Origin of the sequence: Achromobacter sp. E1 (assembly GCF_037039475.1) — a bacterium.
Taxonomy (GTDB): Bacteria; Pseudomonadota; Gammaproteobacteria; order Burkholderiales; family Burkholderiaceae_B; genus Achromobacter; species Achromobacter mucicolens.
Map to the genome: position 1 here is coordinate 3,093,353 of NZ_CP146253.1, position 23,111 is coordinate 3,116,463.

At 67.3% G+C, this 23,111-nt stretch carries 23 protein-coding genes; 13 read left to right on the forward strand and 10 right to left on the reverse strand.

What is annotated here, in order from left to right; all coding sequences use genetic code 11:
* Positions 1-85: 85 nt before the first annotated feature.
* The 3 genes from V6V88_RS14280 to V6V88_RS14290 all read right to left on the reverse strand — a co-directional run bounded on the left by V6V88_RS14280 (position 86) and on the right by V6V88_RS14290 (position 2,446).
* Positions 86-838 carry an amino acid ABC transporter ATP-binding protein gene (locus V6V88_RS14280; protein WP_056318838.1) on the reverse strand — a complete coding sequence of 251 codons (753 nt, stop codon included), beginning with the start codon at positions 836-838 and terminating at the stop codon, positions 86-88.
* A gap of 31 nt (positions 839-869) precedes the next feature.
* Positions 870-1,523 carry an amino acid ABC transporter permease gene (locus tag V6V88_RS14285; RefSeq protein WP_056318568.1) on the reverse strand — a complete coding sequence of 218 codons (654 nt, stop codon included), beginning with the start codon at positions 1,521-1,523 and terminating at the stop codon, positions 870-872.
* Between the two features lie 131 nt (positions 1,524-1,654).
* On the reverse strand, positions 1,655-2,446 hold the full coding sequence (locus V6V88_RS14290; protein ID WP_338615343.1) for an amino acid ABC transporter substrate-binding protein: 792 nt from the start codon (positions 2,444-2,446) through the stop codon (positions 1,655-1,657).
* A gap of 179 nt (positions 2,447-2,625) precedes the next feature.
* Between V6V88_RS14290 and V6V88_RS14295 the strand changes: the two genes are divergently transcribed.
* Positions 2,626-3,462 (forward strand): TlpA disulfide reductase family protein, encoded by an 837-nt coding sequence (locus V6V88_RS14295; protein ID WP_338615344.1) that lies wholly within the window; start codon positions 2,626-2,628, stop codon positions 3,460-3,462.
* Here the strand turns inward: V6V88_RS14295 and V6V88_RS14300 are convergent.
* Positions 3,436-4,617: an alpha-hydroxy acid oxidase gene (locus V6V88_RS14300; protein ID WP_338615345.1), complete on the reverse strand. Its 1,182-nt coding sequence runs from the start codon at positions 4,615-4,617 to the stop codon at positions 3,436-3,438. The genes V6V88_RS14295 and V6V88_RS14300 overlap by 27 nt on opposite strands.
* 164 nt (positions 4,618-4,781) lie before the next feature.
* On the opposite strand from V6V88_RS14300, the gene V6V88_RS14305 reads away from it, so the two are divergent.
* From V6V88_RS14305 to V6V88_RS14315, 3 genes are all read left to right on the forward strand, one after another.
* Complete coding sequence (locus V6V88_RS14305; RefSeq protein ID WP_338615346.1) at positions 4,782-5,681, forward strand: LysR family transcriptional regulator; 900 nt, start codon at positions 4,782-4,784, stop codon at positions 5,679-5,681.
* Between the two features lie 129 nt (positions 5,682-5,810).
* Positions 5,811-6,863, forward strand: a complete 1,053-nt coding sequence (locus tag V6V88_RS14310) for a hydroxyacid dehydrogenase (protein WP_338615348.1) — start codon at positions 5,811-5,813, stop codon at positions 6,861-6,863.
* 78 nt (positions 6,864-6,941) lie between these two features.
* Entirely contained in the window at positions 6,942-7,931 is a 990-nt protein-coding gene (locus tag V6V88_RS14315; protein WP_223575708.1) for a tripartite tricarboxylate transporter substrate binding protein, read from the forward strand.
* A 49-nt stretch (positions 7,932-7,980) separates the two neighbouring features.
* On the opposite strand, the gene argC is transcribed toward V6V88_RS14315, so the two are convergent.
* On the reverse strand, positions 7,981-8,913 hold the full coding sequence (gene argC / locus V6V88_RS14320) for an N-acetyl-gamma-glutamyl-phosphate reductase (protein ID WP_338615349.1): 933 nt from the start codon (positions 8,911-8,913) through the stop codon (positions 7,981-7,983).
* A 167-nt stretch (positions 8,914-9,080) separates the two neighbouring features.
* On the opposite strand from argC, the gene V6V88_RS14325 reads away from it, so the two are divergent.
* Positions 9,081-9,986, forward strand: a complete 906-nt coding sequence (locus V6V88_RS14325; protein ID WP_152384533.1) for a LysR family transcriptional regulator — start codon at positions 9,081-9,083, stop codon at positions 9,984-9,986.
* A 10-nt stretch (positions 9,987-9,996) separates the two neighbouring features.
* Here the strand turns inward: V6V88_RS14325 and V6V88_RS14330 are convergent, their stop codons facing one another.
* On the reverse strand, positions 9,997-11,802 hold the full coding sequence (locus tag V6V88_RS14330; RefSeq protein WP_062840133.1) for a chloride channel protein: 1,806 nt from the start codon (positions 11,800-11,802) through the stop codon (positions 9,997-9,999).
* Between the two features lie 83 nt (positions 11,803-11,885).
* On the opposite strand from V6V88_RS14330, the gene V6V88_RS14335 reads away from it, so the two are divergent.
* The 5 genes from V6V88_RS14335 to V6V88_RS14355 all read left to right on the forward strand — a co-directional run bounded on the left by V6V88_RS14335 (position 11,886) and on the right by V6V88_RS14355 (position 16,309).
* Complete coding sequence (locus tag V6V88_RS14335; protein WP_142055105.1) at positions 11,886-12,338, forward strand: MarR family winged helix-turn-helix transcriptional regulator; 453 nt, start codon at positions 11,886-11,888, stop codon at positions 12,336-12,338.
* 108 nt (positions 12,339-12,446) lie between these two features.
* Complete coding sequence (locus tag V6V88_RS14340) at positions 12,447-13,601, forward strand: HPP family protein (protein WP_062840132.1); 1,155 nt, start codon at positions 12,447-12,449, stop codon at positions 13,599-13,601.
* A 47-nt stretch (positions 13,602-13,648) separates the two neighbouring features.
* On the forward strand, positions 13,649-15,097 hold the full coding sequence (locus V6V88_RS14345) for an ATP-binding protein (protein ID WP_338619614.1): 1,449 nt from the start codon (positions 13,649-13,651) through the stop codon (positions 15,095-15,097).
* Positions 15,094-15,708: a response regulator gene (locus tag V6V88_RS14350; protein ID WP_062840131.1), complete on the forward strand. Its 615-nt coding sequence runs from the start codon at positions 15,094-15,096 to the stop codon at positions 15,706-15,708. The genes V6V88_RS14345 and V6V88_RS14350 overlap by 4 nt, the downstream gene beginning before the upstream one ends.
* A 112-nt stretch (positions 15,709-15,820) precedes the next feature.
* Complete coding sequence (locus V6V88_RS14355) at positions 15,821-16,309, forward strand: heme-binding protein (protein WP_062840130.1); 489 nt, start codon at positions 15,821-15,823, stop codon at positions 16,307-16,309.
* 20 nt (positions 16,310-16,329) lie between these two features.
* Here V6V88_RS14355 and V6V88_RS14360 read toward each other — a convergent pair whose 3' ends face one another.
* From V6V88_RS14360 to V6V88_RS14375, 4 genes are all read right to left on the reverse strand, one after another.
* Positions 16,330-17,895: a hypothetical protein gene (locus V6V88_RS14360; RefSeq protein ID WP_223575714.1), complete on the reverse strand. Its 1,566-nt coding sequence runs from the start codon at positions 17,893-17,895 to the stop codon at positions 16,330-16,332.
* A gap of 153 nt (positions 17,896-18,048) precedes the next feature.
* The gene (locus V6V88_RS14365) at positions 18,049-18,588 is read right to left on the reverse strand and encodes a thioredoxin domain-containing protein (protein WP_175234420.1); all 540 of its coding nucleotides are present in this window, start codon (positions 18,586-18,588) and stop codon (positions 18,049-18,051) included.
* Positions 18,585-19,088, reverse strand: coding sequence for a redoxin domain-containing protein (locus V6V88_RS14370; protein WP_056318540.1), 504 nt, complete (start codon positions 19,086-19,088; stop codon positions 18,585-18,587). The genes V6V88_RS14365 and V6V88_RS14370 overlap by 4 nt, the downstream gene beginning before the upstream one ends.
* Before the next feature lie 65 nt (positions 19,089-19,153).
* The gene (locus tag V6V88_RS14375) at positions 19,154-19,672 is read right to left on the reverse strand and encodes a DNA starvation/stationary phase protection protein (RefSeq protein ID WP_056318539.1); all 519 of its coding nucleotides are present in this window, start codon (positions 19,670-19,672) and stop codon (positions 19,154-19,156) included.
* A 225-nt stretch (positions 19,673-19,897) separates the two neighbouring features.
* Here V6V88_RS14375 and V6V88_RS14380 point away from each other — a divergent pair, with 225 nt between their 5' ends.
* The 3 genes from V6V88_RS14380 (at position 19,898) to V6V88_RS14390 (ending at position 23,009) form a co-directional block, all read left to right on the forward strand.
* On the forward strand, positions 19,898-21,862 hold the full coding sequence (locus tag V6V88_RS14380) for an ATP-binding protein (RefSeq protein WP_223575715.1): 1,965 nt from the start codon (positions 19,898-19,900) through the stop codon (positions 21,860-21,862).
* Positions 21,859-22,509 (forward strand): response regulator transcription factor, encoded by a 651-nt coding sequence (locus V6V88_RS14385; protein WP_056318538.1) that lies wholly within the window; start codon positions 21,859-21,861, stop codon positions 22,507-22,509. The genes V6V88_RS14380 and V6V88_RS14385 overlap by 4 nt, the downstream gene beginning before the upstream one ends.
* 116 nt (positions 22,510-22,625) lie before the next feature.
* Entirely contained in the window at positions 22,626-23,009 is a 384-nt protein-coding gene (locus V6V88_RS14390) for a response regulator (protein WP_280000928.1), read from the forward strand.
* The last annotated feature ends 102 nt before the right edge of the window (positions 23,010-23,111 follow it).

Genomic DNA, 23,111 nt, shown 5'->3' on the forward strand with positions numbered 1-23,111 from the left:
ATATGCCCGTCGTCCCAACCTTGTGCATGGCACACGGAGGATACGCTCGGGTTCTCTGGCGCAACGCCCCACCCAGGCCGCTTACTCAGAGCATATGCGCCAGGAACTCCCGGCTGCGCGCATGCCGGGGCGCGGCAAAGAACGCGGCGGAAGGCGCTTCCTCGACGATGCGGCCGTCGTCCATGAAGATGACGCGATGCGCCACTTCGCGCGCGAAGCCCATTTCGTGGGTCACGACCAGCATGGTCATGCGTTCGTCCGCCAACTGCTTCATGGTGCGCAGCACTTCGCCGGTCAGTTCCGGGTCCAGCGCCGAGGTGGGCTCGTCGAACAGCATGATGTCGGGCTCCATGGCCAGCGCGCGGGCAATGGCAACGCGCTGCTTCTGGCCGCCGGACAGGCGTGTGGGATAGTTGTCGCGCTTGTTCAGAAGGCCGACCTTGCGCAGCAGTTCTTCTGCCTTGGGCACGATCTGGGCGCGGGTCATGCCCTTTACGGTGATGGGCGCCTCGATGATGTTCTGCAACACCGTCATGTGCGGGAACAGGTTGAACGACTGGAACACCATGCCCATCTTGCGGCAGATGCGGCGCACGTCGGCGTCGCTGGCGTATTGGCTGCGCGCGCCGGTGACGGCGGCCGCCATGGTTTCGCCTTCCACCACGATGCTGCCTTCGTCGATGGTCTCAAGGTGATTCAGGCAGCGCAGGAACGTGCTCTTGCCCGAGCCCGACGGGCCGATCACCGCGACCACCTCGCCCTGCTCCAGGGTCAGCGAGACGTCGTCGAGTACCCGGTTCGCGCCGAAGGATTTGACGATGTGGCGGGCTTCGATCATGACCGGGCGCGTGTTCAGCCCGGCCGGGGAATTACTGGTCATATTTGGCATAGCGCTTTTCCATGTGCTGGAAGAACCACGTCAGGAGCAGCGTCATCAACAGGTAGAAAGCCGCGGCGACGAGGAACGGCGTGGTCGTGAAGTCGCGCTGCACGATGCCGCGCGCGGTGCGCAGGATGTCATTGAGGGCCAGCACGTAGATGAGCGAGGTGTCTTTGACCAGCGTGATGGTCTCGTTGCTCATGGGGGGCAACACGCGCTGCACCATCTGCGGCAGGACGATGCGGCGTAGCGTCTGCAGGTAGGTCATGCCCAGCACCTTGCTGCCTTCGTACTGGCCACGGTCCACCGACTGGATGCCTGCGCGGAAGATCTCGGCGAAATATGCGGCGTAGTTCAGGGCAAACGCCACGACGGCCGCCGGAAAGTCGGGCAGCCGGATGCCGATCACCGGCACGAACGGCAGCGCGAAATAGATGAACAGCATCTGGAGCATCAGCGGCGTGCCGCGCATCAGCCAGATATAGCCATTGACGGCGCGGCTCAGCAGCGGCCACTTCGAGATGCGCGCCAAGGCCAGCACCAGGCCCAGCGGCACGGCGAGCGCCAGCGTGATGAAAAACAGCGTCAAGGTCACTTTCGCGCCTTGCGCCATGGGCCCCAGAAGGGAAAGTACGTAGTCCATGCAGTGGGTTCGCGCCGCGCGGGCGAGAGAGAATCATGGGCGAGCCCGCCTGGCCTTGCGGCGCCGCGGCGGGCTGCGAACTGCAACGGCAAAGGCGCCCCGGCCGGTTGGGCCGCGGGCGCCTTTCTCGTTTACTTGATGATGTTGGCGCCGAACCACTGCGTGGCGATGCGGCCGGCGGTGCCGTCCTGCTTCATCGAGTCCAGCGTCTTGTCCAGCTTGCCCAGGAGTTCGGTGTCGTCCTTGCGCACGCCGACGCCGTAGTCTTCCGTGCCGAAGTTCTCTTCCAGCACGCGGTATTCGCCGGCGCGCTTGCTAATGAGGTAGCGGCCCACGACCTCGTCGACGACGATGGCGTCCAGACGGCCCGCGGCCAGGTCCATCAGCGCGGTGACGTTGTCGCCGAACTTCTTCACTTCCTTGATCTGGGCGGCAACCGGATCCTTGGCGATGGCGTCGGTGGCGCTGCTGCCGTCCTGCGCGCCGACGACCTTGCCGGCCAGATCATTCTTGACCTTCACGGGCGAGGTGTTGCCCACGATGATGATCTGGTGGTTGGCCATGTAGGGCGCGGTGAAGCTGATGTTCTTCTTGCGCTCTTCCGTGATGGTCAGGCCGTTCCACAGCACGTCGACGCGCTTGCCGTTCAGCTCGGCTTCCTTGGCGCTCCAGTCGATGGGCTTGAACTCCACTTCAATGCCCAGGCGCTTGCTGGCTTCCTTGGCCATGTCGATGTCAAAACCGACGATCTGGTTGCTGGCGTCGCGAAATCCCATGGGCGGGAAATTGTCGTCCAGGCCCACGACAACCTTCTTGGGCGTGGCCTGCGCCTGGGCGCTCGCGGCGGGCGCGTTGTCGCCAGGACCGCAGGCCGTGAGCAGCGAGGTTGCGGACACAAGAAGTACAGCAGTCAGTTTTTTCATCGTTGTGGGGTGCGCCAGGCGCAGGATTGAAGAATGCCGGATTGGCTGGCTTTGAGCCGCGAGGCGCTATTTTAGCGTCCCCGCCAGGATGTGCCGGCGCGATTCGGAGCCGGATCGCGTCAGCCTGCCGGCTGGCCGCGCCGTGCTAGGCTGGCGGGCTTCTCCCATCAGGAACCTGCATGCCGCCCGCCATCCGTCTTGGCCCGCTTGTTTTCCCCGCCGAACTCGCCGTGCTGGCCGCCGCCGCCCTTGTTGGACTGCTCGCGGCGCACCTGCTGAACCGCACCGGCCGGGATGGCCGCCGCGCCGACGTCTCCGGCGTGCTGTGGGGCGCCCTGATCGTGGGTCTGCTGGCCGCGCGGCTGGGCTTTGTCTGGCAGTACCGGGATCCGTTCCTGCAGAACCCCTTGGCCGTGCTGGACGTGCGCGACGGCGGCTGGGCCGGCACGTGGGGTCTGGCGGCCGCCTGGATCTATGCCGTGGCGGCCATGCTGCGCCGCGGCGTGCCAAGGCCGGCCGTCATCGGCGCCCTGGCGTTGGCCACGGCCACCTGGCTTGCTGGGGGCCGCCTGCTGGCGCCGCCGGATCAACCGCCGCCGGCGCTCGCGCAGCTTCGCCTGCAGGACCTGAACGCCGTCCCCGTGACGTTATCCGCCTATCAAGGCAAGCCCACTGTCGTCAATCTGTGGGCAAGCTGGTGCCCGCCGTGCCGGCGCGAGATGCCTGCCTTCGAAGCTGCACAAGCTGCTCACCCGGACGTGCATTTCGTGTTCTTGAACCAGGGCGAAGCCCCGCCCGAGATCACGCAATACCTGCGCCAGCATGCGCCGGCGCTGCAAAACGTGCTGATGGACCCGGCCAGCGACGCGTCCCGCCAGCTCAGCAACCGCGGCCTGCCGGCAACGCTATTCCTGGATGCCAGTGGACGGATGGTGGACCTGCGCGTGGGCGAATTGTCGGCCGCGACGCTGGCCCAGCGTCTGGATGCCTTACGCGCCGCGTCCAGCAAGCCGTGAAGCGTGTTGCAGGCATTCGGCGTTCAACTCCCTGACATCCACGACGCCCAGCAGGCCCATGTCGCGCTTGACTTCCTCGGCGATCAGCGCGATTGCGTGCGCCACGCCGCGCTGCCCCGCGACCGTCGCCGCATAGTTGAACGGGCGCCCCACGAACACGCAGCGCGCGCCCAGCGCCAACGCCTTGATCACGTCCGTTCCGCGGCGCACGCCGCTGTCCAGCATCACCTCCATGCGGCCGCCCACCGCGTCCACGATGGCGGGCAAGGCGTGCAGCGGCGGCACGCTGCCGTCCAGCTGCCGGCCACCGTGGTTGGACACGATGATGCCGTCCATGCCCAGCGCGAGCGCCGTCCGCGCGTCGTCGGGATGCAAGACGCCCTTGAGCACCATCTGCCCCCGCCAGCGCCGGCGGATGGCGGCTACGTGCTCCCAGTTCAGGTGGCCGCGGTCGGAGAAGTCGCGCAGCACGCTGGCCGACAGGATGGGTGCGCCCCGTGTCGCATAGTTGTTCTCGAAGTGCGGCATGCCGTGACGCAACAACGTGCGCAGGAACGTGCCAAATAGCCACCGGGGATGCGTCAGCCCCTGCCACGCAAGGCCCAGGCTTGGCCGCAGCGGCGTCGAGAACCCGGCGCGCACGTTGTTCTCGCGATTCGCGGCCACCGGCGTGTCGACCGTCAGGACGAGCGTGCCGACGCCGGCCGCCGCCACGCGATCGATGAGCGCGGCGATCTGGGCGTCGTCGCCCGGCAGATAGGCCTGAAACCAGGTGCCCGGCGCCTGCTCCATCACGGTTTCCAGCCGGATCAGCGACGAACCGCTCATGATGCAGGGCACGCCGGCATCCGCGGCCGCCTTGGCCATCACGACATCGCCGCGGTAACCGGATATCGCCGAAATGCCCATGGGCGCCACACCCACGGGCGCGGCGAACTCCCGGCCCAGCACCATGCACCGGGTGCTTCGCGCGGACACGTTCACCAGCACCTTGGGCAGAAAACCATATTCGGCGAACGCGTCGCGGTTGCCGCGTTCCGAATGGCCGTCCTCGACCGCGCCTGACACGTACGCGTAGATGGGCTTGGGCAGCCGCTTTCTGGCGGCGGCTTCGAAGTCGTGCAGACTGAGCATGCGGCGCAGCGGATCGGGCATGTGGGCTCCTCGGGGCGCTCGCGTGGCGAGCGGCCGTCCTGTCGTTGTCGGTGTTGGCGGGGACTATAGGCGCGACAGCAGTTTGAATAAAGTGACTTTATCGATCTTGTTCACTACACTTTTATTCGCCCTCACCAGCCGGCTCCGCCGGATTGCATCCTCTCATGACGCTCAAGCAACTCGAAGCCTTCTACTGGGCCGCCACCTGCAAGAACTTCGCCATCGCCGCGAACCGGCTGAATATTTCGGTTTCGTCGTTGTCCAAGCGGATTGGCGAACTGGAATCGTCCATCGGGGCCGAACTCTTCAGCCGCAGCGCCCGCAGCGCCACGTTGACCGCGCTGGGCGAACAGCTGGTGCCGCACGCCAAGGATCTGCTGCGCAACGCCGACCAGTTCATGCAGCAGGCCAGCAACAACCTCAGCTATTCGGGCCGCTGCCGGTTTGGCGCGGGCGAGCTGACGTCACTGACCTGGATGGCCCGCCTGATTGAAGTGATTCAACTCGACCACCCCGATCTGCTGGTCGAGCCCTTCGTGGGCGTTGGCGAACTGGTCGAGCGCGGCCTGGAAGAAGGCGAGCTCGACTTCGCCGTCATTGCGGGCCCCTCTTCCCAGCCGTCGATCGCGTCGCGCGTAATCGGCAGCGCCCACTTCGAATGGGTGGCCGCGGCCGGCGCCGTCCCCAATCCCCAGACGCTCACCCCCGCGGACCTGCCCGGCCTGACGCTCATCACCCTGCCGCAAAGTTCGGGCGCCATCCGGATCCTGGACGACTGGCTGACCGAGCAACGCGTGTCGCCGGGCCGCAACCAGTGCTGCAACGGTTGGGGCGGCATCGCGGCCATGCTCCGCCAAGGGCTGGGGCTGGGCTTCCTGCCATCGGCCTGGGCACGCATCCTGATCGACCGGGGCGACTTGCACCCCCTGCCCGGATTCGCGCCCCTGCGCCCGCTTACCTACACCTTCCAATGGCGCCGGGACGACACGCGGCCCATGCTGGAAACGCTGCGCGCGCACGCCGAGGCCTGCCTGGATTTTCATGCGCCCTCGGGGATGGTGTAAGGGCAACTGTCCCTCCGCGAATCTCTCGACAGTTTCACAAAAGCGTTCTATTGAGCAGAAAATTATTCGCTTTATCTCCCCTTTTGGCGGGCGTAGAGTCCAGTCGGACTGACTTGGAGATAATGCCACATGCCGGATTCCGGATTTACCCCGCAAGACCGCCCCGCCCGGCTTGTCCGCCTGGACCTGTGGCTGAACCCCGTATTTGACGAAATCATCGGCGCCACGCCCGGCATCGCGTTGTCGGTGCTGCCCGCGAAGGGCGATGACGCCCGCACGCTTGCCGGATTGAAATCCGCTCATGCCTACCATGTGTCCGCCGCCAAGGACGAGCTGCCGCGCCAGTGGTTTGTCGGCGAATCATTGATCGCGCAGTGCCCGGACCTCGTGTGCGTGTCGTCGGGCGGCGCGGGCTACGACACCATCGATGTGCCAGCCTGCACAGCCGCCGGCATCGCCGTCGTGAACCAGGCCGGCGGCAACGCCGAGTCCGTGGCCGAACACACCTACGCGCTGCTGCTGGCCGTGCAACGCCGGATCGTCGAATCCCATAACCGCCTGCGCCAGGACACCGGCTTTTCGCGCGAAGACCTGATGGGCCACGAGATCCACGGCGCGGTCATCGGCCTGGTGGGCATTGGCAAGATCGGCACCTGCGTGGCCCGCATTGCCCAAGGCTTTGGTCTGCGCGTCATCGCCCACGATCCGCTGCTGGATGCCGCGGCCATCCGCGCCCGCGGCGCTGAACCGGTTGGGCTGGACGAACTGCTGTCGCAGTCCGACATCGTCTCGCTGCATTGCCCGCTGGACGCCACCACGCGCGGTCTGTTCGGCGCGCGCGCCTTTGCGGCGATGAAACCCGGCGCGGTGTTCATCTCGACGGCCCGCGGCGGCATCCATGACGAAAGCGCGCTGCATGACGCGTTGCGGGGCGGACACCTGCGAGGCGCCGGGCTGGACGTGTGGGAGCAGGAACCGCCCGACCGGTCGGCCCCGCTGCTGGCATTGGACAACGTCGTGGCCACCTTCCACACGGCGGGCGTCACGCACGAAGCGCGCCGCAGCGTCGCCCGTTCCTCGGCAACGCAGCTTGCCGCCATGCTGCGCGGCAAGCGGCCGCCGCAACTCGTCAACCCGGAGGTCTGGCCCCGCGCCGCCGAACGTATTGCCAACCTGACATAACAACGCGGCATTCGTGCCTGCCGGCGCCGAGAGGCACGCGACAGGCCGTGACCGCCAAAACATCCAAAGGAGACAACCATGCAACAACAGACCAAGCGCCGCACGCTGCGCACCCTGGCTACCCTGCTTGCAGGCGCCGCCCTGTTTTCCGGCGCCGCGCAGGCGGCCGGCTATCCCGAACGGCCGATCAACCTGATCGTGTCTTACGGACCGGGCGGCGGCACCGACCTGGTCGCCCGGATGATGGCCCCCTTCCTGCAAAAGTACCTGGGCGGCGACGCGCGCATCGTGGTGCTGAACCGGCCGGGCGCGGGCGGCGCCATCGGCTTTGCGGAACTGGCGCGCGCTCAGCCGGACGGCTACACCATCGGCTTCATCAACACGCCGAATCTGCTGACGATTCCCATCGAGCGCAAGACGGACTTCACCTGGCAAAGCTACGATCTGCTCGGCAACCTGATCGATGACCCGGGCGCGTTCTCGGTGCTGAACGACAACCCGATCAAGAATCTGGCGGAATTGGCTGCCTATGCAAAGCAGAACCCCGGCAAGGTCACCGTCGGCACCACGGGCACCGGCTCGGACGACCACCTGGCCATGCTCCGCTTCGAACGCACGTCAGGCACCAAACTGAGCCACATCCCGTACAAGGGCGCCGGCGAAGTGCGCGGCGCATTGGCAAGCGGCGAGATCACGATCGGCGCCATCAACGTGGGCGAGGCGCTTCAGTACCGGAAAGGCGGCACGCCGCTGCGCTTTTTAGGACAGATGGGCAATACCCGGTCTGCCGCGCTGCCCGACGTGCCCACCTTCAAGGAACAGGGGTTCGACTTCGAACTGGCTTCGCTGCGCGGCCTGGCCGCGCCCAAGGGCTTGCCGGACGAGGTCCGCACGAAGCTGGTATCGGCCGTCCAGCACACGGTGCAAGACCCGCAATTCCAGGCCAAGGCCCGGGAGATGTTTGCGCCGCTGCGCTACCTGCCGCCCGCGGAGTACGCCAAGGAACTGTCGGCCGGCGAAGCGCAATTCCGCCAGCTCTGGAAGGAAGCGCCCTGGCTCGACAAGTAAACCGGCCGGGCAAAGGCCGCGTGGCCTTGCCCGGCTTGCACGGGCCCCATCACCGCATCGCGGCCAGCATCAGATCCAGATTCTGCACTGCCGCGCCCGATGCGCCCTTACCCAGGTTGTCGAACACGGCGGTCAGCAGCACCTGACCGTGCGCGCCATTGCCATACACGCCCAGCCGCAGGTCGTTCGTGCCGTTCAGCGCCTGGGGATCCAGGTTCGCGTGCGTGGCGGCCTCGTCGCGCGGCACGACCTGAACGTGGGCGGCGCCCGCGTAGTGCTGTTGCAGACAATCGTGCAGCGCCGCGGCGTCCACGCCGGCGGGCAAGAGGCGCAGGTGCAGCGGCACGGTCAGGACGATGCCCTGGCGGAAAGCGCCGTAAGACGGCACGAACACCGGACGCTGCGAGAGGCCCGCATGCCGCTCGATCTCGGGCGTGTGCTTGTGAGCCAGATCCAGGCCGTAGACCTGAAACGCGGGCCCGCGCGCGCCTTCCGCGCCTTCGTAGGCATCGACGCTGGCGCGGCCGCCTCCCGAATAGCCGGACACGGCGTTGATGACCGCCGGATAGTCGGCGGGCACCAGCCCGGCCTGCACCAGCGGCCCAAGCAGCGCGATTGCGCCGGTGGGATAGCAGCCCGGGTTGCTGACCCGCAGCGCGTGCGCAATCCGCTCGGCCTGGCCCGCGCGCATTTCCGGAAAACCATAGACCCAACCCGCGTCCGTGCGATGCGCGGAACTGGCATCGATGATGCGGACCTTGGGATTGACGACCGAGGCGGCGGCCTGCCGCGCCGGTTCGTCGGGCAGGCAGAGAATCGCGATGTCGCTGGCGTTGATCGCCTCGGCGCGGCGCTGAGGGTTCTTGCGGTCGGTCTCGGGCAGCGTCAGCAGCCGCAGGTCGGTGCGGCCATGCAGCCGCTCGTGGATCTGCAGGCCTGTCGTGCCCTGGTCGCCGTCGATGAAAACTAGAGGTTTGGTCATGATGCGGTCCGGATGTTTCGGCGTTGCCTGATCTCTTCAGGAATGAACATCATCTTCGATCCCGCCGCCAGATAAGAAAAGTCGAATATCATGACCGTTTAATTCAGGTTCTCTGAACGACGTGGGCGCGCCGGCGCCAACACCGAAACCCAACCCGGAAAACCCCCATGCGCGAAATCAGCCTGGACCGTCTGCGCACCCTCGTGGCCATCGCCGACCTGGGGTCGTTTGCCGACGCCGCGCGTGCGCTGCATCTGGCGCCGCCCACCGTGAGCCTGCACGTGTCAGACCTGGAAGCCCGTGTCGGCGCGCCACTGCTGACGCGAAAACGCGGTCAGGTCAGGCCCACGCCCATCGGCGAAACGTTGCTGGAACGGGCTCGCCGCCTGCTCGCCGAGGCGGACCAGGCGCTGGACGACGTGCAGCGGCAGGTGCAAGGGCTGGCCGGCCGCGTGAGGCTCGGAGCCTCGACCGGGGCCATCGCGCATCTGCTGCCGCAAGCGCTGGAAACGCTGGGCCGCGATCATCCCGGCATCGACGTGCAGGTGGCGGTGCTGACTTCGCAGGAAACGCTGCTGAGGCTGGCCGAAGGGACACTGGACGTGGGACTTGTCGCGCTGCCACAGCCGCCCATGACGGGACTCGTGCTGCGACCGTGGCGCCGCGATCCGGTGATGGCCTTTCTGCCCGCGTCCTGGAAAGCGCCCGCGCGCCTCACGCCCGCGTGGCTGGCCGAGCGGCCGCTGATCCTGAACGACGCCAGCACGCGCCTGTCGCGGCTGACGGGCGAATGGTTCATGGCCGCCGGCCTGAACCCACGCGCGCGCATCCAGTTGAACTACAACGACGCCATCAAGAGCCTCGTGGCTGCCGGTTATGGCGCGACCTTGTTGCCGCATGAGGCGACCGCGCCGCAACCCGATCCGCGCGTCATCATGCGGCCGGTGCGGCCCGCCTTGTGGCGGCCGCTGGGCATCGCGCATCGGGCCGGGCAAGTGGAAGCGGCCACGCAGCACGTGCTGGACGTGTTGTGGGAATTGCGCGCATCGGGCGGCAAAGCAGCGGCGGCGTAATCGAACCGCCTCAGCCCGTCTTGCGCAGCGCGCCCGGCGCAGACGCCGCCCGACGGAAAAACGCCGTCCGCTGGCTTTCCTCGCGCAACCGGCGCGCGCGCGAGCGGAACAGGTCCTTACGGCCCACGATGCCCAGCAACCGGCCGGAATCGCGGTCGATGATCGGAACGCGCCCCGCCCCGGACAACGCCATGCGGTCGGCGATCTGGCTGGCCAGTTCATCGGGATGGCCGAACACCAGTTCGCGCCCGTCCAGCGCCTGCGCCAGCGTCCGGTCGTCCGGCTCACGTTGCAATGCCCACGCCAGCGTGTCGGCGCGCGTCACCTCGCCCACCACGACACCTTGCGCGTCCAGCACCGGATAGCTCGTGTGGACGGGCTGCGCGGTGGTGAAATGCGTCACGGCCTGCGCCACCGTCATCGTGTCGGGCAGCGTCTGCACCGGGCTGGTCATCACGTCGGCGACGCGCAAGAGGTCAAAGGGATCCACACGGTACTCGCGGCTGATATGGTGGCCGCGGCGTGCGATCTTCTCGGTCAGGATCGACCGCTTGAGCAGCAGCACGGTCACGCCATAGGCAAACACGCACGCCGACAGCACCGGCAAGAGCGCCTGCAGGTTGCCGGTCAGCTCCACGGCAAAAAGCGTTGCCGTCAGCGGCGCGCGCATCGTGCCGCCCATCATCGCCGCCATGCCCACCAGGGCCCAGAACCCCGGGTCGGCCTGCGGCAGCACGGGCGACGCCAGCGCGCCCAACGCGCCGCCAAAGATCAGCAGCGGGGCCAGCACGCCGCCGGACGTGCCCGACCCAAGCGCAATAGACCAGATCGCAACCTTGACCACCAGCAGCACCAGCACCGCCTGGAACGCCAGATCGCCCGCCAGCATGTGGCGGATGTTGTCATAGCCCACGCCCAGCGCGGCGGGCTCGATCAGGCCGCCGATGCCGATGGCCAGTCCGCCGATGGCCGGCCACCACATCCAGTGGATGGGCAGCTTCTCGAACAGGTCTTCGGCCGCATACACCAGCGACGTGAGCACGCCGGACCCAAGGCCCGCCAGCACGCCGACCGCGGCGCACGCCACCAGATGCCAAGGCGTGAAGGCAAACGTGCCGGCATACGCAAAGATCGGGCCGGGCTCCATGACGAAGGCGCGTGTTGCCGCCGCCACCAGCGCGGCCACGGCCACGGGCAGGAAACTGCGCGGCTTCCATTCGAAGAGCAGCAGTTCGACCGCCAGCAACACCGCGGCCAGCGGCGTTCCAAAGATGGCCGTCATGCCGGCCGCCGCGCCGGCGACCAGGAGCGTCTTGCGTTCGCCGTCGTCCAGGTGGATGGTCTGCGCCAGCAGCGACCCGATCGCGCCGCCCGTCATGATGATGGGTCCTTCGGCGCCGAACGGGCCGCCGGTGCCGATGGACACCGCCGACGACACGGGCTTTAGCACCGCCACCTTCGGCTGGATGCGGCTCTTGCCGATCAGGATGGCTTCCATGGCTTCGGGGATGCCGTGGCCGCGGATCTTTTCTGAGCCGTAGCGCGCCATGAGGCCGATGATGAGGCAGCCGATCACCGGGATGGCCACCGATCCCCACCCGAGACGGCCGGTGGTGATGGGCAGGTCGGCAAAGGAAAACAGGCCGTGATAGGCCAGATTCGTGCAAAGTGCGATCAGGCGCAGCAGGATCCAGGCGGCCGCGACGCTGGCCAGGCCGACGGGCATGGCAAGACCCATCAGCAGGACGACGCGCCGGTCCGTGGTGAAGTCGCCGAGCCGCAGTCCGGGCCGGGCGGAAGAGGAAATGGGAGGCATGGTCAAAGCAACTTGGGAAGTATTCGCACGGAATTTGAGAAAAGTCATATATATCGTATCACGACATATATTAGAATCGCGCGGTGAACGCCTCCAAGACACCCTCTCGCCTGTCTCCCGCAGACTACGAACTGCTCGCGGACTTTCGCTATGCGTTGCGAAAATTCGCGGCGTTCAGTGAAAGCGCGGCCGCGGGCCTGGACCTGATGCCGCAGCAGCATCAGGCGTTGCTGGCCATCAAGGGCACGCGCAAAGGCGCTCCCGGACGCCGGGGCCTCTACGTTGGCGAAATCGCCGACCGCTTGCTGATCCGCCCGCACACGGCGGCTGAACTGGTGGGCCGTCTGGCGCGGCTGGATCTGGTCAGCCGCGAAGCCGACCCCGAAGACGGACGCCGCGTCGAGGTCGTGCTGACCGCCAAGGGCGAGCGCATGCTGGAAAACCTCTCCGCCTCGCATCTCGAAGAACTGCACGCCATGCGTCCGCTTCTGACGCGATTGCTGGCGCGCATGGGCGCCGACAACGGCAAGGACTGATCCCCTCTCCTTTACACCTGTTTGGCATAAGCTCATGCCGTCAGGTAATGCGCCTCGTGATAAATTGTCGCCCCGCGACATATCAATGCGTCGCGAGGAGAGATTGTCTTGGGTGTTGCAATAAAGCGCTGGCTGGGCTCGTTCGCGCCAGCGCCCGTGGGCGTCAACGGACGCGAAAAACTGTACGGCGCGGTCGGCGCCCTGCTCGGCCTGTTCTGCACCGAGTGGGTGGGTCGTCACGCGCTGGGCGCGGACAATCCGTGGTTCATCGCGCCGATGGGCGCATCGGCGGTGCTGCTGTTCGCCGCGCCTGCCAGTCCGCTCGCCCAGCCCTGGTCGTTGATGGCCGGCAACCTCGTGTCGGCCCTGATCGGGGTGTTCTGCGCGCAGTTCATTCCCCTGCCCAGCGTTGCCGCCGCCGTCGCCGTGGCCCTGGCCATCGGGGCCATGTTTTCCCTGCGCTGCCTGCATCCGCCCAGCGGCGCCGTCGCGCTGACCGCCGTGCTGGGAGGACCGGCCGTCGCCAAGCTCGGCTACGGTTTCGCGCTGTGGCCCGTGGCGCTGAATTCGGTCATTCTGCTTGCCATCGCCGTGGTCTTCAACGGCGCGCTCAAACGCAACTACCCCCGCCGCCACGCCGAACCGGCCGCCGGACACCACACGCGCGACCCCATCCCCAGCGCGCGCCTGGGCTTTTCGCGCGCCGACCTTGACGAAGCGCTGAGCCAGCGCGGCGAGTTGCTGGACATCAGCAAGGAAGATCTGGAAGACATCGTGCTCGCCGCCGAACTGCGCGCCAGCGTGCGCCGCTTTGGCGACGTGCGATGCGCCGACATCATGTCGCGCGACGTGGTGACCGTCTTGGAAAAGGACCCGCTGGACTACGCGGTGCGGCTCTTTGACAAGCACCGTTTGCAGGCGCTGCCGGTGCTGGATTCGGCGGGCCGCTACGCGGGCATGATTGCCCAGGGCGATGTGCTAGCGCGCAAGAGCCGCCCTGCGCCCGTCGCCACGGATGCCGCCTTCACCCCAGATCTGCTGGTGGCCGACTGCATGCGCAGCGAAGTGCCTTTCGCCACGCCGGGCCTGCCCGTGATCGAGCTGGCGCGTCCGATGTCGGACAGTCTGCATTGCGTGCCCGTATTGGACGAGGGCCGCCATCTGCAGGGGCTGGTGACGCAGTCCGACCTGGTGGCCGCGCTGTATCAGATGGCCGTTTCGGCCAACTCCCAGCCCGCCGGCACGCACAAGCTGGCTGCCTGAGCCTCCGTAGCCCTACGGATTCCGGCGCGGGTTTGCCGCAAGGCATAATGGCCGGCGTGAATCCCCTATCCCGCGCGCGCGCCTTTCTCTGCTGGCTGGTCCTCTTCTGTCTGGGCGCAATCTGGATCGCGCGCCAGGAGTACGCGGATCAGTACGAGCGCTTCTTCCAGAGCACCAGCATCGCCCAGCGCATGCTGAGCCAGAAGACGGTGCAGCACGAAGCCGTCCTCGCCACGCTCGCCGCGCTGTCGCATCCGCCCGCTCCCGAGCGCCTTTTTCCCAGCCTGCAGCCCGCCATGCCCCAGCTTCTGGGCCTGGGCTATTTGCCAGGCGGCATGTGGTCGGGCAGCCTGCCCGAGCCCGCCGGCCTGACCGCCGCGGTGCAACGCGCGCGCCAACTGGACCGGCCCGTCACCATCGCCGTGGACGACGCGCGCTACTGGCTGGTGTCCCCATCGGGGTGGAGCCTGCTGATCGACGCGCGCCACCTCGTGCCGGCCGCTGACTTTCCCCCGGGCCTGGGCAATCTGACCCTCACGGTGGACCGTAAGCCGCTACCCCTTCTGGACAAGCAACCCGGCGCGTCTCCGGCCGGCTGGACGCTGGCGCTGCAAAAGCCGCTGGGCGCGGCCAGCCAGCCCTTCCAGATGCGCAGCACGCGCTCGCTGACGCCCGCATCCTGGCCCTGGGCCGTCTGGCTTGGGTGGGCCGCGGCCAGCGGCCTGCTGGTGGCCGGCGCAGCAGCGTGGCAACGCTCGCGCGCCGAAGCGCGCCGGCAGCAGGAGCAAGTGCGGCTTTCAGCGATGGCGCGCCTGAGCACGCTGGGTGAAATGGCCGCCGGCATCGCCCATGAACTCAATCAGCCGCTGACCGCCATCCTGGCGCAAACCCGTGCCGCCCAGCGCCTGCTCGATGACGAAGACGAGCGCCCCGCCGTGCGCCATGCGCTGCTGGCCAGCGCCGAACAAGCCAAGCGCGCCGCCGACATCATCAGCCGCATGCGCGCGCTGGTGCAGCCCAGTTCCCCCGCCCGGCGCGAAGCCATCGATCCGGATGCGATGATCGCGTCGCTGCGCTTCCTGCGCGAACCGGAGCTGGCTAGACAAGGCATCCGGCTGGCCTGGACCAACGCCAGTCCCGGCGCGCGCCCGCTGGGTGACCGCGTGGCCCTCGAACAGATCCTGCACAATCTGGTGCAGAACGCGGCGGACGCGCTGGAAGGCGCCACCGGCGCGCGCAAGATCGCGCTTGAAGGCCGCGTGGCGGACGGCCATTACCAGTTCAGCGTCAGCGACACGGGCCCCGGCATCGCCGCGGATGCAATGCCGCGCCTGTTCACGCCGTTCTACACCACCCGCGACCAGGGCATGGGCCTGGGTCTTGCCCTGTGCGATACCTTGGCCGGGTCGATGGACGGCCGCATCGCCGCGCGCAACCTCAGTCCCGCGGGCGCCTGCTTCACCGTCAGCCTGCCGCAGGCCGGAGCCGCCGCATGAATCCCAACGACCATTCCCCGCTCGTGTACCTGGTGGATGACGACGATGCGGTTCGCGATGGCCTTGGACTGCTGCTGCGCAGCGTCGGCTTGCGCAGCGCGGGCTACGCCGACCCGATGGCGTTCCTGGATGCCCTGGCGCAGCCCGTGATCGGTTGCGTTGTGCTGGACATCCGCATGCCCGGCATCAGCGGCCTGGACGTGCTTGCCCAGCTTGCCGACCGGTCCGACCTGCCCGTCGTCATGCTGACCGGGCACGCCAATGTGGACCTGTGCCGCCGTGCATTCAAGGGCGGCGCCATGGAATTCCTGCAAAAGCCGGTCGACGACGATGTCTTTCTGGATGCGGTGCAGGCGGCCGTGCGCACGCACATCGCCAGCCGTGAACGCCTGGCCGTCACGCAGGCGGCGGCGGACCGCCTGGCGCGTCTATCGGCGCGCGAACACGAGGTCCTGGCGCGCATCGTGCGCGGCATGAGCAACAAGGAAATCGCGCGCGAGTTCGACCTGTCGCCGCGCACGGTCGAAACCTACCGCGCCAACGTCTTTGCGAAGCTGGAAGCCGAATCGCTCGCGCAGCTGATCCGCCAGTACGCGACCCTGCTCGACTGATGCGCCTCCGTAGCGCTACGGAGGCGTGCGCGTAGTCGGGCGTATACCGGGTTTTCGGCCTTTTGGCCACACTGTCTGCTCCTACCGCAACACCTCACAAAGGATGCAGACCATGAAGAAGCTTTCGCTTGCCGCCCTGATTTCCACGCTGGCTTTTGCCGGCGCCGCCCATGCCGCCGTGCTGAGCGAGAGCAACCTGTCGATGGCCGACGCACAGAAGCTGGCGACTGGCACTGTCGCCGCCTGCCAGGCCAAGGGCTACAACGTCAGCGCCGCCGTCGTGGACCGCGCCGGCCTGCTCAAGGCGTTTGCGCGCGCCGACAACGCTGGCCCGCACACCATCGAAGCCAGCCGCGCCAAGGCCTTCACGGCCGTGTCGGCCAAGACGCCCACGCTCACCATGATGGAAAACGCGCAGAAGAATCCCGGCGCCGCCAACCTGACCGACATTCCCGGCTTCCTGCTGCTGGGCGGCGGCGTGCCGATCAAGGCTGGCAACAGTGTGATCGGCGCCATTGGCGTGGCCGGGGCACCGGGCGGCAATCTGGACGCGCAATGCGCCGATGCCGTGCTGGAAGAAAACGCCGCGCTGTTCAAGTAAGCGCGCGGCTACGCCCTGGATTAAGGTTGCCGGTCCCTGGCCACGGCACGCGCCAGCGCCAGGTGCTTGCTCAGCAGCAACGCGTCCGCGGCGGCCGGATCGCGGCGTTGCAGCCGCTCGCTTTCGGACGGCTCCAGCTCCGCGGCGCGCACCAGCGACATCAGGTCGCGCGTGGTGGTCTCAAGCACCGGCGTCAGGGTGTCTTCGATCAGCTCGCCCTTAACGTAGGCCTGCATGCGGGTCGACAGATTGCGCGTGTGCGTCAGGTTCGCCTCGGCCAGCATGCCCGCTTCGTAGCGGATGCTGGTCTGGCTCCTGACCTCGTCCCGGATCTGGAAGAACCGGTAGTTCTGCGAATCCTTGTCGCGCGTCAAGTCCAGCGTCTGCTGCGGCGCCAGCGCGGTGTGATAACTGGCGGACAGATTGGCGCGCTGCTCCTGGCTGACGCCCAGATCGAACAACGGCCGGCCGCTCACGCTGCTGCTTTGCGAGACCTGATACGAGAATTGGTCGACTTCACCGGTCTTGTACGGATTGCTCGCTTCACCATTCTGCGAGATCGAGGCCGAGAAGTCCGCCACGCCCGACAGCAGGCTGCGGTACGTGTAGCCGGCCGCAGCGATGCGCGGCGCCTGGCTGGAGGGCGCGGCGCCCGCTTCGTAGCTCTGGTGCAGTTCGGCGAAGGCGTCCTTGAACAGCGACATCATTGCCTCGTTGCCCCGGCCACGCGTGCGCGCGGCGTCGAACTGCTGCAGGTAGTCGCTGACAGCCGCGGCGCGCTGCTGGGCGTTGCCAAATAGCGCCGACTTGCTCACGTCGACGTCGACCTTCACCACGCCGTCGGCGCTCTTGATGGCCAGCGAGCGCTGCTTGCTGTCTGCGGAAAACTCGACGGATTGCGAGATGACGCCATTGGCCGTGGTCGTGGCTTGCAGCGTGACCGACGACAGCACGGCAGTGTCGAACTTGGCCAGGCTGGACCACGCCATGCGCGGCGGCACCGAGGCCAGGCCATCCACCGCGTCCTGGAACGCCTTGGACAGACCCGCAATCGCCTTGCGCTCGGTTTCCGAAAGCTCGCCCTCGGTCACGTCGATCTGCACTTCCAGACCGTCCGCACTGTTGCGCAGGCCCACCTCCACTTTCACGCCGCTGGCGGTGGTGATGCGCAGCGTGTACGCGTCTTCGGGTTGGCCGGCCGAACCGGTCTGCACTGCGCCCAGGGCGCCTACCTGTCCGGCACCCGGCAGCATCCGCGCCGATTGCAGGTAATTGCCGCCATCGGTCGTGAAGCGCTCCAGCAGCGCCGAGGCCACGCCCTCAAGCCGGCCAGCCAGCGTGCGGGCCGAGAGTGTTTCGGCCATGACGGCGGACACCTTGTCCGACGCCTCGTGCTCCCAGACGACGCCCGTCGCAGCCGGCTGCGGCGTGTAGGTCAACGCGGGGGCCGTGCCCTGCCCCAGCGTCACCGTCGTGGACGCGGGCGCCGCGGCGATCTCGGGCGGATCGCCCGCACGGGTCACGCCCGTGGCAGGCGGCGTCAGGCCGATCGTGGTGACGGCTCCTACGGAGGCAACGGATGTCATGGCGTGTCTTCCTCTTGGCGGCCGCGCGGCATGTTCGCCCGCCCGGCCGGGGTTTCCTTGAGAAATGTAACGGCACGGAAACGCCAGACTTAAGCCCCGGGCGGGCAGCCCCGGGCGGGCAACTAGACCGCCGGATGCGGGGCCTTGCTTCACTCACGCGTGGACCGCAGCCTCTCGCGCCGCCGCAGTCAGCGCCGCGACAAGCGTGTCGGCATCCCTTGCCCCGTCATAGCGCACGCCGTTGATGAACAGAGTCGGCGTGCCGTTCACGCCGCTGCGCACGCCGCCGCTGAAGTCCACCTCGATCTTGGAATCGAACGCGCCGCCGAAGGCGCGGTAAAGCACCTGGGCCGACAGGCCTATTTCCGCACCGTAGGCGAACAGGTCGTTTTGCGTCAGGGCATTCTGGCGCTCGTACAGCAGGTCGTGCGCCTGCCAGAACTTGCCCGCCTGCGCGGCCGCCTCGGCAAACTCAGCGGCCGCGACGGCGTCCGGATGCAATTCCGAAATCGGGAAATTGCGGAACACGAAGCGCATCTGGTCCCCCAGCGCGCGCTGCACGGCCTTTAAAACCGGATAGGCTTCGCCGCAATACGGGCATTCGTAATCGCCATACTCCACCAGCGTCACGGGCGCGCTGTCCGGCCCCTGGATGTGGTCCTGCGCATTCACGGGAATGAACAAGCGGCTCATGATTGCACTCCTTGCAAAGCGGGGGCCAGTTTGTCGAGCGCGTCCAGGATGCCGTCGGCGCCCGGGTTGATGCCCAGCGGCGACACGTAGCTCCACCGGATGACACCCTCGGCATCGATCACGAAGAGCGCGCGCTCGGCGATGCCCTCCGGTTCGCGGTAGACCCCGTAGCGCCGGGCAACCTCGCCCTTAGGTTCGAAATCGGCCAGCAGCGGGAAATGAAGCTTGCGATCGGCCGCGAACGCAGCGTGGCACCAGACGCCGTCCACCGAGATGCCGACGAGCTGCGCGCCCGCCTTGTGGAATTCGGGAAGGATCTGGTTGTAAAGCGCCATCTGGTCGCCGCAGACCGGGCTCCAGTCCGCGGGGTAGAACGCCAGGATCAGCGGCCGGCCGCGCAGTTCTTCCAGCGCAACCGTCTGGTCCGGCGTGGCCGGCAAGGCGAAGGACGGGGCGGCCGTGCCGGCTGGCAAGGCGGCCGCGGGGTAGTCGTGTGACATGGAAACGTCTCCTGGACGCGCCGCGCGCGGCGCAAGGGTCTGGACGGCAGCCGACCGGCTGGGGATCAGCGTTGAGCGCGCGTCGACTCGTACAGGAACCACGTGCGGCGCTCGGCCTCGTCGATCCAGTTCTCGATCAGGCTGGTCGAGGCGACGTCGTTGTGGGCCTCGCACACGGCGTGCGTTGCGCGCAGAAAGCCCGTCAGGCGGCGGTTGTCGTCGGCCAGTTCAGCCAGCATGTCCTCGGGGGTCACGTAGTCGGCGTCGTTGTCGGCAAGGCGCTGCAGGCGCTGAATGTGGCCGATCGAACGCAGCGTGGTGCCGCCCACCTTGCGGGCGCGTTCGGCAATGACGTCCGTCGTGGCGTAGATCTCGTCGCCCTGCTCGTCGAGCATCAGGTGATAGTCGCGAAAGTGCGGGCCTGACATATGCCAGTGAAAGTTCTTGGTCTTCAGATACAACGCGAACATGTCTGCCAGCAGGCCCGTCAGGGCGGCGGCGATGTCGACCCTGGCCTCGGCGCCCAGATCGGTGGGCGTGCGCAGGGGAGCGGTGATGCGGGTTTGAAGCGAAAGATCGTTCATGGAATTCTCCGGGTTGGCTTCACGAATCGGGTATCGATTCCCGATGGAAACCAGAATAGCCACGGCGACGCGCCGGCAAAATCGGCTCATCGTTTTCTCCAGTCATACGAAGGTTTACCCAGGAAATACGGGTGTTTTCTTTCAAAGATGGCTGATAATGTGCGGGTCTCATTGCGCGCCCCTGGATTTCCGCCCGACCCGCGCGCCCCTACCCAGAGGTTGATCTTGCTCACGTCGACACTCGGCAGCGCGTCAGGCCAGCCGCCGCAACCGGTGCGTCCCGGCGCGCCGCAGACCACGGGCATGCGCCGCATGCAGTTCCTGTTCCGTGCCGCCGCCCTGCTGCTGGCGCTGGCCATTGCGCTGGTGGATACCTTCACCGACTTTGACGGCGCCGTGGCCGTGCTTTATGTGGTGGTCGTGCTGCTTGCCGCGCGCACCTCGCGGCGCCTGGACATCATCGTGGCGGGCGCGGGCGGCATCCTGCTCACCATCGCGGCCTATCTGAATTCCCACGGCCTGAACCACGTGGGCTCGCCCACCGCCCGCGCGCTGGTCAGCCTGGCCGCCATCGGCATCACCGCGCTGCTGGCGCTGCAGAACCAAAGCGCCACCCGCAGGCTTGCCTCGCAGGCGCGGCTGCTCAACCTGTCGCACGACATGATCTTCGTGCGCGATCACCAGGGTGTGATCACCTTCTGGAACCGCACCGCCGAAGACACCTACGGCTGGCCCGCCAGCATGGCCCTGGGCCGCGTCGCCGATGCGCTGCTGCAGACGCGTTATCCGGACCGGCGCGAAGCCATCGAGGCCGAACTGCTTGCCACCGGCAGCTGGGACGGCACGCTTGAACAGAAGACGCAGGCAGGCGCCACGCTGGTGCTGGAAAGCCGCTGGGTCCTTCAGCGCGATCATCATGGGCGCGTCACGGGCGTCATGGAAACGCACCGCGACGTCACCGACCGCAAGGCCGCCTACACCGCGCTGGTCAGCAGCGAACGGCGCTACCGCCGCATGTTCGACGCCAGCCGCATTGGCGTCATCCAGGAAGACTGGCGCGCCGTACGCGCCGAACTGACCGCCTTGGGCCTCATGGACGGACCCGCCCTCACCGCCCATCTGGCGCGCCATCCCGAATTCATCGGCCAGGTCCGCAAGCTGACCAAGGTGGACGACATGAACCCCGCCTTCCTGGCGATGGTGGGCCGCCCGGCCAGTGAGCCCGGACCGTATTCAGTCGACGACATTCTCTGCGAGGACGACCGCATGTTCGCGCGGTCGCTGACGGCGTTTGCTCAGGGCGACGCCTTTCACGAAGGCGAAACCGAAGTCGTGCATGCGGACGGCGCGCGCGTACCGGTGCTGTTCACCATCACGTTTCCGCCCGCCGACGACGTCAACGGCGCCGTGCTGGTTTTTGTGGTGGACATCACGGAACGCCGGCAGGCGCAGGACGCGCTGCTGTTGGCCCAGACCGAACTCGCGCACGCCGCGCGCGTTGCCACGCTGGGCGAGCTCACCGCGTCCATCGCGCACGAGGTCAACCAGCCGCTGATGGCGGTCGTCACCAGCGGCGACGCGGGCATGCGATGGCTGCGCCGTCCGCAGCCCGACTTGCACGAAGTCGAGCTGGCGATGGAGCGCATCATCTCCGAAGGCCGGCGCGCCAGCGAAATCGTCAAGCGCATCCGCGCGTTCCTCAGCAAGGCGCCGGTGCAGCAGGCCGCGCTGGACATCGGCGCCGTCATCGAGGAAGCCACGCGCCTGGTCGCGCACGAGCTCAGCCGCGAGCGCGTGGCGCTGAATGTCGACATCGAACCGGGCCTGCCGCCCGTCCTGGGCGACCGGATCCAGCTGCAGCAGGTGCTGGTCAATCTGATGGTCAACGCCAGCCAGGCCATGGCCGGCCAGTTTCAGGCCCGCCAGCTATCCGTCGGCGCGCGCCGCCACGAGGACGGGCGCGTCGCGGTCACGGTGCGCGACACCGGCCCCGGCATCGCGCCCGGCGACCTGGAGCGTCTGTTCGATCCATTTTTCACCACCAAACCGCAAGGCATGGGCATGGGCCTGCCCATCTGCCGCACCACGGCGCAGGCCCATGGCGGCAGCCTTACCGTCGACAACACGCCCGGCGCGGGCGCCGCATTTACGCTGACACTCGCCGCCACCCAGGGGGAACCTTCCGCATGAACACCCGCACCGCCAGCGGCGCCGCAAGCGCCGCCCCGCAGTCGCAAGTCATCGTCGTCGACGACGAGGCCAGCGTCCGCGCCTCGCTCGACAGCCTGTTCCGCTCGATCGGCCTGCGCACCACCTTGTGCGCCTCGCCCGCCGAACTGCTGCAGACCCAGATTCCCGACGCGCCCGGCTGCATCGTCCTGGACGTGCGCCTGCCGGGCATCAGCGGCCTGGATTTCCAGGATCAGCTGGTGCGCCAAGGCATCGATCTGCCCATCGTGTTCATCACCGGGCACGGCGACATCCCCATGACCGTGCGCGCCATGAAGGCGGGCGCGGTGGACTTTCTGTCCAAGCCCTTTCGCGAACAGGACATGCTGGACGCCGTCTCCGCCGCCATCGAACGCGACACGCAGCGCCGTTCGCGCGATGCGGCCATGGACGGCCTGCGCGCCCGTTACGAGACGCTGACCCCGCGCGAACGCGAGGTGATGGCGCATGTGGTGTCCGGGCTGATGAACAAACAGGTGGCGGGCCTGATCGGCCTGAGCGAGATCACGGTCAAGATTCACCGTGGCCACGTCATGCGCAAAATGGGGGTCCGGTCGCTGGCCGACCTGGTCCGCCACGCCGAGGCGCTGGGCATTTCCGCACCCTGACCCGCGCTTGGGACAAACCTCTGTATGATTTCCGCGGCAGGCGCAAAGGTTCATAACGGAACATGCCGGACATCGGATGCGTATCGTGACCCGACCGGCCCGAAGGATTTTCTGATATGAACCACATTCCCACTATCGCGGTTGTCGACGACGACGAGGGGGTCAGGATCGCGCTCTCCAGCCTGCTGCGCTCGCTCGGTTACGAGGTTCGGGCCTACGGGTCGGGCCCCGAATTCCTGAACGACGCGCAAGCCCAAGAGCCGGATTGCATGATCACCGATGTCCAGATGTCGCCCATGACGGGCGATCAGCTCCAGGCCGAGCTCATCGCGACCGGGCGCCGGTTCCCGTTGATCTTCATGACCGCCTTTCCCACCGAGGCGGCCAAGCAACGGCTGCTCGCGCTGGGCGCGTGTGCCTACCTGGACAAGCCGGTTGACGGCGAAGCGATGGCGCGGTGCGTGGCGCACGCATTGCAGGGCTGCCCGCCCGCCCGATAGCCGGTGGTGGCGGTTTGGACACATCCGGCGCCAAACCCCGCCTATACCTTCGTATGACGCGCCAAGCCCAGCGTAGGATTTCCCGGCAGCGCATAAGGCCCT